Genomic DNA, 13,013 nt, shown 5'->3' on the forward strand with positions numbered 1-13,013 from the left:
GGCCGGTGCGTCTGCCTCACCTTGCTTTGGCTGTTCTGGCGATCCCGGCGATGGCCACGGCAATTGTCGCCGGCGGCCGCGCCGTCCAGAGCGAAAGCGGCGGCCCCTGGGAGCAAATCCAGGTCGGCGCCGAAACTCAGCCCGCCGCGCCGGCTACGTCGGCCATCCCGAAACCAGTGCCGGCCAAGCAGGCGGCGCATTCGAGGGCAATCGATCCAGACATCGTGGTGCCGCCGCAGCCCGGTTCCAACGAGCTTGAACGGATAGAGCCGCGCGCCCCGTTGAGCGATCTGGCATTGGCTGGACCGCCCAAGCCGCCAAAAACGAAAATGCCCGACGACTGGAAAGGCACGAAACTATTCCAGCCCGTCGCGTCGGCCGCCGGGGTCATCGAAGCAAAGGGCTATTCGATTGCGGTTTCCGGGATCGACATCGTCAAGCAGGAGGAGACTTGCACCGACGGCGGCGAGTCCTGGAATTGCGGCATTCGGGCGCGAACGGCCTTCCGCGCCTTTCTCCGCAGTCGTGCGGTGGTCTGTGCCGTGCCGCCCGAAGGCGGTCGTGATCTGATCGCCGCCGAGTGCCGGATCGGTAATCAGGATGTCGGTCAATGGCTGGTCGAAAATGGCTGGGCGCGCGCCGCCAAGGGCGGCCCTTACGTAGAAGCCGGCGAGAAGGCGCGTGCAGCAAAAAAAGGCGTCTTCGGGCCGGCGCCGAGCGTTTCAGGCCTGCCGCCGCTCCCGGCTGCTGCGTCGCGATCCGCGCCTGTAGCGCCTAGCTCGATCCTGGAGGAGCAAGACGGCGTCCTCATGCCGCCAGCTGACCAGCCAGCGCCCGCTGAATGAGCTCGCGCGTTTCGGCGATGCCGTAGAGCGCGGCGAAGGAGCCGAAGCGCGGTCCGCGTTCCTGACCTATCAGCACCTGATAGATCATCTGGAAGAAGGCGACGGAGACACCGGGTCCGCCCTCCGGGCTCTGCTTGGAATGATCCTGGTAGCGCTCGATCTTGCGCGCAACATTGAGGGCAGCGTTCTGGATTGCCTCGCTGTCGGCATCAGCCGGCAGCGCGGCGAGCGCTTCCGAAAGCTTGGTCAGCGCCTCGCGCTCGACCGCGTCGGCAGCACGGTACACTTTCGCCGGCTTCACGAAATCGTCGAAATAGCGGATGGCATATTCGGCCAGCCGGTCGAGCTCGGGATGGGTTGTCGGCGTCACACCCGGCGCGTGGCGCGAAATGAAACCCCACAGCACGTCCCTGTTCTGCGCATTCGAGGCGCTGACCAGGTTGAGCAGCAGCGAGAACGGAACCGGCAGGTCGACTGCCGGGGGATTGCCGTCATGCATGTGCCAGACCGGATTGCCCAGCCGCTCCTTCCAGTCCTGCCTCTGATAGGCAGAGAGGAACGTGTAATATTCGTCTACCGCCTTCGGGATGACGTCGAAATAGAGCTTCTTCGCGGTTCGCGGGCGCTGGAACATATAAAGGCTAAGGCTCTCGGTCGGCGCGTAAGTCAGCCACTCGTCGATGGTCAGCCCATTGCCCTTCGACTTCGAGATCTTCTGGCCGTTCTCATCGAGGAACAGCTCGTAATTGAAGCCCTCCGGTGCCGGAGCATCGAGCGCGCGGCAAATCTGCCCGGCGAGCTTGACGGAATCGATCAGATCCTTGCCGGACATCTCGTAATCGACGCCGAGTGCTGCCCACCGCATCGCCCAATCTGGCTTCCATTGCAGCTTGGCATGACCGCCGGTCACCGGCGTCTCGAAGCGCTCGCCGGTGTCCGGGTCGCGCCACACGATGGTGCCGGCGTCGAGCTTGCGCTCGTCGATCGCGACTTGCATGACGATGCCGGTCTTGGGATGGATCGGCAGGAAGGGCGAATAGCTCAGCGCCCGCTCCTCGCGCAGCGACGGCAGCATAATTGCCATCACCTTATCGAAGCGCTCGAGCATCTTGAGCAGCGTCGCGTCGAAGCGGCCGGAAGTATAATAGTCGGTCGAGGAAGCGAATTCGTAATCGAAGCCGAAACGGTCGAGGAAAGTGCGCAGCCGTGCGTTATTGGCGGCGCCGAAGGACGGATACTCATTGGAGAACGGGTCCGGTATCCTGGTCAGCGGCTTGCCGAGATAGGCGCGCAGCATGTCCTTGTTAGGCACATTGTCAGGCACCTTGCGCAATCCGTCCATGTCGTCGGAGAAGCAAAGCAGCCGCGTCTTGACCTTGTCTTCGGTCAGCACGCGGAAGGCGTGGCGCACCATAGATGTGCGCGCCACCTCGCCGAACGTGCCGATGTGCGGCAGGCCGGACGGGCCGTAGCCGGTCTCGAACAGCACCGTTTCCGGGTAGCCGCTGCTCGCGTAGCGGGCGACGATCTTTTTCGCTTCCTCGAATGGCCACGCCTTGCTTTCGGCGGCGGCGGCGAGGACTTCCGGGCTGAGATCGATCGGCTGTTGTTCGGCCATGATGCTATTCCTGCACTTTGCCAGCATCCATGCCGGCAGCCGCATGCTCTAGACCATGATCCCGAAAAGTGGAACCCGGTTTTCGGGCAGGACCGTGATCAGGCAAGAAGATTAAGAGCCCCCGTCCCGATAGTCAGGATGGATCAACTTCCAAGGCGTGATCGGAGCGCCAACGATCGCGGCTGTTTTTCCTTGCGGCGCCGGTCCCTCGTTCCTAACTTCGGGACCATCTCAAGGAGTTGTAAATGCCATTGTCGCCACACGAAGCCATGATCTACCTGATGGTCATCACCTCGGCGTCAGACCGCGACATGACCGACGTCGAACTGGCGCGGATCGGCGACGTCGTTCGATCCTGGCCGGTGTTTGAGGATTTCAACCAGGAGCGGCTGGTCGAGGTCGCCCAGGCCTGCCAGAAAATGCTGCATGAAAAGGATGGGCTGGAGGGCGTCCTGGCGCGCGTCGCCGAGGCGCTGCCCGAACGCCTGCGTGACACCGCCTATGCCGCCGCCTTCGAGGTCGCAGCTGTCGATCTCGAAATACGCCTGGAGGAGGTACGCGTTCTGCAGCTCGTCCGCCGGGAACTCGACCTCGATGCGCTGACGGTCGCCGCCATTGCGCGAGCCGCCAAGGCCCGCCTTCGCACGCTGACCTGAGCCGGCGGCCAAGCTCAGAAAAAACTGACGGGAAAATAGCGCAGATAGAACTCGGCGAACGTGCCTTTCATCGAGATTTCCTGCAGCGCGTAGTCGAAAGCGGCGGCCAGTGCCGGATCGTCGGCCCTGGTGGCGATTGTCATGCCTGAGCCGAGATATTCGGGCGCCAGATAGGGGCCGCCGGCAAAGCGGCAGCAGCCCGCTGCATCCGAACCGCCGAGCCAGAAGGCGAAACGCATGCCGTCGCCGAAGGCGGCATCGATCTTGCCCGCTTTCAGCTCGCCATAAAGCTCCTCCGGCTTTGCGAACGGGACGATTTGGACGTCGCCGAAATAATCGCGCAGCATCCGCTCGTGCGCGGAGCCGGCGATCACGCCGACACGCTTGCTGCGCAGCTTGTCGAACATTGGTTCGGTCAGCGCCTGTGTCTTCAGCATGATGAAGCGTGCCGGAAATTGCAGGTAGGAGCGTGAAAATGCGTATTTCGACCGCGACTCCGGCGTCGCGGCGATGCCGGCAATGATCGCTTCGCCCTCGCCTTTCCCGAGCGCACCTTCGAGCTCGGCCCAGGGCAGCGCCTGGATCTGGCATTTTTCGGCAATGCCGAGCTCGGCGCAGATGGCGCGCGCCAGGTCGACATGGAAGCCCGACAGCCGGCCTGCCCCATCGAGGAAATTGAACGGCGGGAAATCCGTGGTGGTCAGGAATCGCAGCCGCGGCAGCATCGAAAGGTCCGGCTTTGGCAGCCGCTCCTTGGCGTCCCAGAACACCGGCACCTGCGGCTCCGCGGCGAGCGCAGCAACCGCAAGCGATTGCGCTCCGATCAATATCGAGATCAATGAAATGGATATGCGCCGAAACGCCACGCGACGACTCCGTCCGGGTCTTGCCCCGGCTTTCGTACGAAATAACAGGTTTTTGTACGAAAAAAACACAGGTACGACGGTTTTTGGTTTCATCATTGCAATTTAGGGATATTGTTTAGTGAGTTTGCAAGTGACTGCGTGATGCCGGCTGAAGAGGAGCAGTAGGACGCACAGGGGAGGCAGCTTTGCAGTCCGGGGTTGATGGCGTGGTGCGGGTTGATCACTGCCATTGGCGTCAAGAGCGGAAGGCAACATGGGGTAGATGTTGCGATGGGTCATTTCGATCGTACGCTGGAGTTGATAGATCAGTTGCAGCACGCCGGCACAGCCGCCGCCGTCTGCGAAAAGCTGCTGGGGGTAACAAGCGGGTTCGGGCTGACGGCGCTGATGGCCGGGACGGTTCCGCAACCTGGCACACCGAGAAACCAGCAAAAGGACCATGTGCTGCTCTGCGACTGGCCGGCTGAATGGCTTGAGCGCTACGTCGCGCGCAACTACGTCGATCACGACCCCGTCGTCAGCCACATGAAGCAGCTTCAAGCGCCATTCCAGTGGCGGGAAGCATCTCAGGGCATCCGCATCGGCAAGAGCGGCGGCGAGGTGATGGGCGATGCCGGCGAATTCAAGCTGCGCGACGGGTTGGCCTTCCCGCTAATCACGCTCGATGGCCAGATCGTCATGGTGTCGCTAGGCGGCGAGGCTGTCGAATTGTCGAGCGCCGATTTCGGGTTGGTGTCGCTGGTCTCGACTTATGCGATTGGCCGCGCAATGCAGCTCCACACCATGGCGGGCAAAACCATCGATCATGTCGAATTAACGCCGCGTGAGCGCGAATGCCTGCAATGGGCTGCTGTTGGCAAGTCCGAATGGGAGATTTCACAAATTCTCGGCATTTCGGAACACACGTCAGAGAAACACCTTCTTAACGCCAAAAGCAAACTCGGTGCCGTCAACCGGGTCCAGGCCGTCGCGGAAGCGATAAGGCGCGGCTATATTAACTAGGTCGGCCGCGCCGGCCTAGAAATTCTTGCTTGCGTGATCGCGTAATTTTTTTGGGAAAGCACGGCCGTATCTTCCTATTGAAACTAGGAGACGGCAAATGCTTTTTTCCCTCACAACCCAGGAATTGATGGAACGGCCCGACCTCTGGGAGGCAGTTCATCGTTTGCGTTACAGAGTTTTCGTCGAAGAGATGGGATGGACCGATCTGCAGCGCCCTGATGGCCTCGAGATCGATCAATTCGACCACGACGAGGCAGTGCACCAGATCGTCATCCGCAATGGCGAGCTCGCCGGTTATCAGCGGATGTTGCCGACAACCCGGGCCCATCTTCTAACCGATGTGCTGGCGGACCTTTATGAGGGAACCCCACCGTCGGGCCCGAATGTCTATGAACTGACCCGCTATGCGGTTGCGCCGGGATTCCGCGACGGTCGGCGCGGCGTGTCGACGGTCGGCACCGAGCTGATCGCCGGCTTCGTCGAGTGGGGTCTGAAGCGCAACGTCAACCAGGTGATCATCGAATTCGAGCCGATGTGGGTGCTTCGCGCGCTGCAGCTGCATTTCCTGGCAACGCCGCTCGGTTACCAGCGTACCTATGGCAACCAGCAGGTGGTTGCCACACTGCTCACCTTCAACGAGCACACGCTCGACGTGGTGCGTTCGCGCCGCAACCACTTTGCGCCGGTGCTGGCCAGAGGGTACCCGGACATGCTCGGACAGAGACGCGCCTCGTGAGATTGGAGAGAGGCCATGAACGTTCACTCAAAAGCAGAATTCCGCAATCACACGCTGATCGTCACGGTATCGTCGGGTGACGGCCGCCCGGTGCTGGACAGGCGGGCCTATGAAAGCCTGGCCAGGACATTCCACGAAGCCGCTGTCGACGACGACGTCCGCGTAGTGGTCCTGCGCGGCTTGGCCGGGTGCTTCTGCCTCGGTGCCGATTTCTCCGAATTTCTCGACGCCACCAAACATCGGCGACTGATCGCCGCCGTCACCGATATGTTCCGCACGCTGGCGACGTTTCCGAAACCGGTCCTTGCCTGTGTCGACGGCGACGCCGTCGGCGTCGGTTGCACCATCCTGTTCCACTGCGACATGGTGATCGCCTCGAGCAAGAGCACGTTTCGGGTGCCGTTCGTCGATTTCGGCCTGGTGCCGGACGCGGCGACCAGCATTCTGGCGCCGCAGAAGCTCGGCTATGCCGGGGCGTTCCGCTTCTTCTGCCTGGGCGACACGCTCGCCGCCGAAGATGCCAGGGCACTGGGCCTTGTCGGCGAGATCGTGACGGACGGCAGCGTCGAGGAAGCCACGTTGGCAAGAGCCAGGCAACTCGCCAAGAAGCCTGTCGCGGCGCTGCTACAGACGCGCGACCTGCTTAGGGGCGACACCGGCGCGCTCTGCGACCGCATCGATCAGGAGATCTCGCTTTTCCAGCAGGCGCTGCAGGACGACACCACGCTGAAGCGACTGCAGCGGATTGCCCGGCTGGCGGCATGAGAGCCGCGTATCGATGAGGTGAGCTTATTTTTCGAGGAAAGTCGGCCCTTCGCCGATGATCTTCTTGTCCTCCTTGCCGATGACGTCGAGGTCGCGGCCGTCATAGGGAAGCGAAAGGAGAATGCGCTGCATGACGGCCAGCCGCGCGCGCCGTTTGTCGTTCGCCCGCACAATGATCCAGGGCGCGAACTCCTTGTGCGTGCGCTCGACCATCAGGTCGCGCGCTTTGGTGTATTCGTCCCATTTGGTGATGCCGGCGATGTCGATTGGCGAAAACTTCCAGCTCTTCAGCGGGCTCCAGCGGCGGTCGTGGAATCGCTCGAGCTGCGTTTCCCGGCCGATGTTCAGCCAGAATTTGAAGAAATGTATGCCCTCGTTGCGAATCATCCGCTCGAAATGCGGAACCTCGTCCAGAAATTGCTCGTGCTGCTCGGGCGTGCAGAATCCCATCACCGGTTCAACGCCGGCGCGGTTATACCAGGAGCGGTCGAAGGTGACGAATTCGCCCGACGTCGGGAAGTGGTCGACGTAGCGCTGGAAGTACCATTGTCCAAGCTCGGTGGGCGTTGGCTTGGTCAGCGCCACGTTGCGCGCCGTGCGAGGGTTCAGATACTGGCGCAAAACGAAGATCGTGCCGCCCTTGCCGGCAGCGTCGCGCCCCTCGAACAGCGACATTACCCGCTTGCCCGTCGACTGCAGCCACGCCTGCGCCTTGACCAGCTCGATCTGCAGCTTCTCTAGCCTCTCGTCATACTCCTCGCTCTTCATCTTCTTGTCGTAAGGGTAACCGCCGGCAGTGAGCTTGCGGTCCTCGACCCAGTCGGGAAGCGCGGGGGCCTCGATGTCGAACGCCCTCTCCTTGCCGCCGATCATGATCTTCAGCGGCCCCGATGAGGGTGCGGCGGGGCTTTCCTTGGCGTTTTTCATCGAGGCGAACCTTTCCAGCTTCCGGACTCGTGCTATTGGGAGCCTTACTGCATCGGCCCGAAAATCGGAATCGATTTTCGGAAAGAACGATGCAGCAGATAAAGAGGTAGAGCGTCCTTTGTGCGCCCAATTGGACGCACTGCGCTCTAGCGCCGGTCCAGCAAGAAGTTCTTGAAGTGGCCGCAGACGGAGCGCAAATGGCCGACATCGGCACAGAGCGGAGAGGCAGGGCGCAAACCGTCGCCATGCGGCTGTGGAACAGCCGCTGGCTGCTGGCGGCCGGTCTCGTTGCGGTTCTGATGGTCTATGGTTTTGCCGGCATGTCTGGCTATGTGGTGCTGCTGGCTGGCGCCGTGCTGGTTGCCGCTGCGATGCTGCCGGCCGGCATCGCCCGCCAATCGACCGAAAATGCCGCGGCCATCGAGTCGGGCGTGCAACAACTTTCCGGCGAATATCTCGCGGCGGCGGTTGCCGATCCGCTGATCATTTTCGATCGCTCCGCCGCCATCGTCCACGCCAACGCCGCTGCCTTTGCCGCCTTCGGTGGGATTGCCCCCGGCATGTCGCTGTCGCTGAAATTCCGCGCGCCGGAAATGCAGGCCTTGCTGGATAGCATCTTGGCGGGCAACGTCGCTTCGGACAGCGTCGACTACATAGAAAAGCTGCCGGTCGAACGAGCCTATCGGGTGAGCGCGTCTTCAGTCGGCCATGCCACGGATCTCTACGTGCTGGTGTTCAAGGACCAGAGTGAGGCGCGCCGGATCGACAGAATGCGTGCCGACTTCATTGCCAATGCCAGCCACGAGCTGCGCACGCCTCTCGCCTCGATCGCCGGCTTCATCGAGACGCTGCGCGGGCCGGCCCGCAACGACCCCGCGGCGCGCGAGCAGTTCCTGCAGATCATGCAGAACCAGACCAGCCGCATGGCGCGCCTCATCGACGACCTTCTGTCGCTGTCGCGCCTGGAGATGAAGCCCTATCTCAAGCCGGGAACCGAGGTCGACGTGCGCCAGGCCATCGACAGCGTCATCGATTCGCTTGGGCCGCTCGCAAAGGAAAACGGCGTCGTCATCGAGCGTGATTTCGCGGAAGGGCCGCTCGACGTGGCCGGCGATCGGGACGAGCTTTTCCAGGTCTTCGAAAATCTGCTGGAAAACGCCTGCAAATATGGTCAGTCGGGCGGACGTGTCGTGGTGTCGATCATACGCAGCGACAGCGATCCCGAACCGGGCATCGACGTCACCATCAGGGATTTCGGCCCCGGCATCCCCGAAGAGCACATCCCGCGCATCACCGAGCGTTTCTACCGCGTCGACGTCGAGAACAGCCGAACCCAGAAGGGCACCGGCCTTGGCCTGTCCATCGTCAAGCATATCCTGACCCGCCACAACGCCAGACTCTCCATCAGGTCGGAGATCGGCAAGGGTGCGGCGTTCACGGTCCATTTGCCGGCTCGCTAACGTAGTACTATCTCTAGCACATAATGGGCCGTTTCTTTTTTCTGTCATCCGGCTAGCGTATCAGCGGGGATTCGAGGGAACGACTCAACCACGAGATCCCGGGAAGGCATTTCGTCCATGCAGTCCGTGCATATCGTCAGCGCCTATGACGAGGAGCTGAAATATCTGTCGAAGCGCATCGCTGCGATGGGCGGGCATGCCGAGCGCATGGTCGAGCAGGCGGTCGCGGCGCTGGTCAATGCGGATCCGGGGCTTGCCCAGAAAGTCATTCGGGACGACCTAGTTCTGGATGAGGGACAGCGCGAGATCGACGACAAGGCGATCATCATCATCGCCAAACGCCAGCCGATGGCGACGGATCTGCGCGAGATCGTCGGCGCGATCCGCATCTCGGCTGACCTCGAACGGGTAGGCGACCTCGGCAAGAACGTCGCCAAGCGGGTGGTTGCCGTCGCAGACGGGCGCCAGCCGAACAGCCTGTTCCGCGGCCTCGAGGCTTTGGCCAATCTGGCACTGACCCAGCTCAAGGAAGTACTCGACGTCTATGCGTCGCGGTCGGTGGAGAAAATCGGTTTCGTGCGCGACCGCGACGACCAGATCGACGCCATGTACACCTCTCTGTTTCGCGAATTGCTGACCTACATGATGGAAGACCCACGCAACATCACGCCCTGCACACATCTCCTGTTTTGCGCCAAGAACATCGAGCGCATCGGCGACCACGCCACCAACATCGCCGAGACGATCTACTATATCGTCACCGGCGACCAGATGCCGGCCGATCGTCCGAAGGGCGATAAGACGGACAAGATTATTCTTCCCGCAACCCAACCAGCGAAGTGAGTTCTCTCAGCACTGATGCGAATTTCGGATTCGCCACCCGACAGAAAATTGCGCTAAGCTTTCGACGCGCCGACTTCTCAGTTCCGCGATGAAGGCCCCGCCTTCAGGAGGCTGCGATGGGATATGTCCGCGAGTTTGCTCCTGCGCCGCCGATGTCGGGTATAATCGCTTGCGGCGTCTATACGGCTGGGCGGCGCATCGCCGACATTCCGATCGAGGAAGCCGGCGAATGGGCCGGGAAGCCGGGCCACGTGGTCTGGATCGGACTGCTGGAGCCCGACCGCAATTTGTTGCTGCGCGTCCAGGCGCAATTCCATCTGCATGAGCTGGCGATCGAGGACGCCGAGCATCCGCACCAGCGACCGAAGATCGAGCAATATGGTGATGCCCTGTTCATCGTTGCCCGCACGGCGCAGCTGATCGACAGCCGCGTCACCTTCGGCGAGACGCATCTGTTCGTCGGCGCGGGCTACATCGTCAGCGTCAGGCATGGCCCGTCGACCTCCTACGCCGCCGTTCGCCAGCATTGGGAAAGCTGCCCGCATTCCCTTGCCAAGGGCGAGGATTTCGTCCTCTACGCCATTCTCGATTTCATCGTCGACAACTATATGCCGGTGCTTGAGCAGATCGAAAACGAGGTCGAGGCGATCGAGGACAAGGTTCTGCTGAAACCGATGACCGGCTCCGATATCGAACGGCTTTACATGCTGCGCCGCGATCTCTTGCGCCTGCGTAATGCGGCCCTGCCGCTGGTGGAGGTCTGCCGGCGGCTCACCAGCGCCGATCTGCCGCAAATCCACACAGCCATGCACCCGCTGTTTCGCGACGTCACCGACCACATCCGCACTGTCCAGGAAAAGATCGACAGCCTGCGTGAGGTTCTCGCCTTCGCCTTCGAGGCGAGCCTTCTGGTCGGTCAAAGCCAGGAGACGGCGATCTCCAAGAAGCTTGCCTCATGGGCCGCAATCTTGGCCGTGCCGACGGCATTCGCCGGCATTTACGGCATGAATTTCAGCGACATGCCGGAACTGAGGATGGAATATGGCTACCCGGCCGTCCTGGCGGCAATTGCCCTGATCTGCACGTTTCTTTACTGGCGGTTTCGCAAGAATGGGTGGCTATGAAGTGGGTGAATGATCAATAGTGAATAGGGCTAGGCAAGAGCCTTGCTTTCTTACTCCAAGCTCAGCCCGCCACCATTCACCATTCACCATTCACCTGCTCCGCCGCCGCTCCGATGCCGGCTGGAACGCCACGCGGGCGTGGTACTTGCAGTAGGGGCCGGTTTCGGCGGCGTCGTTGCCGCAGAAATGGAAGTCTTCCGAAAGCGGATCGCCGTTCGGCCATTTGCAAGTGCGCTCGTTGAGTTCGACAAGTTGCAGATGCCGCGAGATCGGCACGACGACGTTCTCGACCGGGCGGATATAGTGGCGCGCCACCGGTTCGGCATCGAACTGCGCCTTGAGCGCGGTCGCACCGATCGACATCGAGGTGGTGGCATGGCGCGTGGCGCTTGCTGCCCGGGACACCGATTTCTGGATCGTCGATCCCTGCACCGTCTTCTTCTGGCGTGCCGGTGAGGCGGTCGTGCGTCCGCGACCGGACAGTTTCAGCCGGTGCACTTTGCCGATGACCGCATTGCGGCTGACCCCGCCAAGCTGTGCGGCGATCTGGCTGGCGCTGAGGCCCTCCGACCACAATTTTCTGAGAAGTTCGACTCGCTCGTCAGTCCAGTTCATGAGACCGCGCTCCTGCTGAAACGTGCGGCAATCGGAATCCATTCCCGACCCGGCTTCTGCCGGGCAGACACCACATATATCGGGTGATTAGGTCCGCCGCACGAAATCTAGTTATTTCTCTACTACAATTACCTTATGCGCTGACTCGGTGACAAGAGTCCCAAGGCCAACACGAATCGGTTTTTTCGGTTTTCCCCAACTTGCCCGGTCGCTTAGGAGCCGGCGTTATGCTGGGGGGCTTGCCGCGCGACCTTGCGCGACCTTTTCGTTGACTTCACGGCCGAAAAACACGATAAGCCACAAGGGCCGCCGCTTTGGCGGCTTTTTGATTTTTCCGGTTCCGGAGACGCATATAATGAGCGGTTCGGCGCTTTTCGAGACCTTTGTTCGCGCACCCCTGGCTTTCGACCACGGTGAAGGCACCTGGCTGGTCACCGACAAGGGCGAGCGATATCTCGATTTCGCCGGCGGCATCGCCGTGAATTCGTTGGGCTACAGCCATCCGCATCTGGTCGCGGCCCTCACCGAGCAGGCCGCCAAGCTCTGGCACGTCTCTAATCTGTACGAGATTCCGGGACAGAGCCGGCTCGGCGAGCGGCTGGCCGACGCAAGCTTTGCCGACAAGGTGTTCTTCACCAATTCCGGCGCAGAGGCGCTCGAATGCGCCATCAAGACGGCGCGGCGCTACCACTTCGTCAAGGGCCATCCCGAGCGCTACCGCACAATCACCTTCGAAGGCGCCTTCCACGGCCGCACCCTGGCGACCATCGCCGCCGGCGGCCAGTACAAGTATCTGGAAGGTTTCGGCCCCAAGGTCGACGGCTTCGACCAGGTCGGTTTCGACGATGTGGATGCCACCGAGAAGGCGATCACGCCTGAAACCGCGGCGATCCTGATCGAGCCGGTGCAAGGCGAGGGCGGCATCAGGCAAGTGCCGACGCAATCGCTGAAGCGGCTCAGGCAGCTCTGCGATCAGCACGGACTGCTCCTGATTTTCGACGAGGTCCAATGCGGCGTCGGCCGCACCGGAAAGCTGTTCGCGCATGAGTGGGCGGGTGTCACCCCCGACCTCATGGCGGTGGCCAAAGGCATCGGCGGCGGCTTCCCGATGGGTGCCTGCCTCGCCACCGACGAGGCAGCGGTCGGCATGACCGCCGGCGTGCACGGCACCACCTTCGGCGGCAATCCGCTGGCAATGGCGGTCGGCAACGCCGTGCTCGACGTGGTACTGGAAGACGGCTTTCTCGAAGACGTCCAGCGCAAGGCACTGCTGTTGAAGCAGGGGCTCGCTGGCGTCGCCGACGAATTTCCGGATGTTATCGAAAGCATCAGGGGCACCGGCCTGATGCTCGGGCTTAAATGCGCGATGCCCAACACCAAGGTCACGGTGGCACTGCGTGACCAGCATCTCTTGACGGTTCCGGCCGGCGACAACGTTATCCGCCTGCTGCCGCCTCTCACCGTCACCGACGCCGAGATCCGCGAAGCGCTCGAGCGCATTCGTGTCGGCGCCAAGAGCCTGGCAGATGCCATCGTCGCTGCCGCTGCGAAGTAAT

At 61.9% G+C, this 13,013-nt stretch carries 13 protein-coding genes; 9 read left to right on the forward strand and 4 right to left on the reverse strand.

From position 1 onward, the window contains the following. The first annotated feature begins 5 nt into the window (after positions 1–5). The gene (locus NKJ81_RS18445; RefSeq protein WP_352541297.1) at positions 6–845 is read left to right on the forward strand and encodes a thermonuclease family protein; all 840 of its coding nucleotides are present in this window, start codon (positions 6–8) and stop codon (positions 843–845) included. Here the strand turns inward: NKJ81_RS18445 and NKJ81_RS18450 are convergent. After that, on the reverse strand, positions 808–2,463 hold the full coding sequence (locus tag NKJ81_RS18450) for a lysine--tRNA ligase (protein ID WP_352541298.1): 1,656 nt from the start codon (positions 2,461–2,463) through the stop codon (positions 808–810). The genes NKJ81_RS18445 and NKJ81_RS18450 overlap by 38 nt on opposite strands. 245 nt (positions 2,464–2,708) lie before the next feature. On the opposite strand from NKJ81_RS18450, the gene NKJ81_RS18455 reads away from it, so the two are divergent. Continuing rightward, positions 2,709–3,119, forward strand: coding sequence for a tellurite resistance TerB family protein (locus tag NKJ81_RS18455; RefSeq protein WP_352541299.1), 411 nt, complete (start codon positions 2,709–2,711; stop codon positions 3,117–3,119). A 14-nt stretch (positions 3,120–3,133) separates the two neighbouring features. On the opposite strand, the gene NKJ81_RS18460 is transcribed toward NKJ81_RS18455, so the two are convergent. Continuing rightward, entirely contained in the window at positions 3,134–3,985 is an 852-nt protein-coding gene (locus NKJ81_RS18460; RefSeq protein WP_352541300.1) for an ABC transporter substrate-binding protein, read from the reverse strand. A gap of 270 nt (positions 3,986–4,255) precedes the next feature. Between NKJ81_RS18460 and NKJ81_RS18465 the strand changes: the two genes are divergently transcribed. The 3 genes from NKJ81_RS18465 to NKJ81_RS18475 all read left to right on the forward strand — a co-directional run bounded on the left by NKJ81_RS18465 (position 4,256) and on the right by NKJ81_RS18475 (position 6,488). Next, positions 4,256–4,987 (forward strand): helix-turn-helix transcriptional regulator, encoded by a 732-nt coding sequence (locus NKJ81_RS18465; RefSeq protein WP_352470107.1) that lies wholly within the window; start codon positions 4,256–4,258, stop codon positions 4,985–4,987. A gap of 97 nt (positions 4,988–5,084) precedes the next feature. Further along, positions 5,085–5,723, forward strand: coding sequence for an acyl-homoserine-lactone synthase (locus NKJ81_RS18470; RefSeq protein ID WP_023677342.1), 639 nt, complete (start codon positions 5,085–5,087; stop codon positions 5,721–5,723). Between the two features lie 15 nt (positions 5,724–5,738). Further along, positions 5,739–6,488: an enoyl-CoA hydratase-related protein gene (locus NKJ81_RS18475; protein WP_023677343.1), complete on the forward strand. Its 750-nt coding sequence runs from the start codon at positions 5,739–5,741 to the stop codon at positions 6,486–6,488. 24 nt (positions 6,489–6,512) lie between these two features. On the opposite strand, the gene ppk2 is transcribed toward NKJ81_RS18475, so the two are convergent. Beyond that, the gene (ppk2, locus tag NKJ81_RS18480; RefSeq protein WP_352541301.1) at positions 6,513–7,415 is read right to left on the reverse strand and encodes a polyphosphate kinase 2; all 903 of its coding nucleotides are present in this window, start codon (positions 7,413–7,415) and stop codon (positions 6,513–6,515) included. Between the two features lie 197 nt (positions 7,416–7,612). Here ppk2 and NKJ81_RS18485 point away from each other — a divergent pair, with 197 nt between their 5' ends. From NKJ81_RS18485 to NKJ81_RS18495, 3 genes are all read left to right on the forward strand, one after another. Continuing rightward, entirely contained in the window at positions 7,613–8,875 is a 1,263-nt protein-coding gene (locus tag NKJ81_RS18485; RefSeq protein WP_352501704.1) for an ATP-binding protein, read from the forward strand. 117 nt (positions 8,876–8,992) lie between these two features. Further along, entirely contained in the window at positions 8,993–9,718 is a 726-nt protein-coding gene (gene phoU, locus NKJ81_RS18490; protein ID WP_023677346.1) for a phosphate signaling complex protein PhoU, read from the forward strand. Positions 9,719–9,834: 116 nt separating this feature from the next. Beyond that, a complete protein-coding gene (locus tag NKJ81_RS18495) occupies positions 9,835–10,842 on the forward strand; it encodes a magnesium and cobalt transport protein CorA (protein ID WP_352541302.1) in 1,008 nt (335 codons plus the stop codon). A gap of 90 nt (positions 10,843–10,932) precedes the next feature. Here the strand turns inward: NKJ81_RS18495 and NKJ81_RS18500 are convergent, their stop codons facing one another. Beyond that, positions 10,933–11,457 (reverse strand): GcrA family cell cycle regulator, encoded by a 525-nt coding sequence (locus NKJ81_RS18500; protein WP_023677348.1) that lies wholly within the window; start codon positions 11,455–11,457, stop codon positions 10,933–10,935. Positions 11,458–11,812: 355 nt separating this feature from the next. Between NKJ81_RS18500 and NKJ81_RS18505 the strand changes: the two genes are divergently transcribed. After that, complete coding sequence (locus NKJ81_RS18505) at positions 11,813–13,012, forward strand: aspartate aminotransferase family protein (RefSeq protein ID WP_352541303.1); 1,200 nt, start codon at positions 11,813–11,815, stop codon at positions 13,010–13,012. Position 13,013 lies beyond the last annotated feature (1 nt).

Origin of the sequence: Mesorhizobium sp. M0018 (genome assembly GCF_040323955.1) — a bacterium.
Classification (GTDB): domain Bacteria; phylum Pseudomonadota; class Alphaproteobacteria; order Rhizobiales; family Rhizobiaceae; genus Mesorhizobium.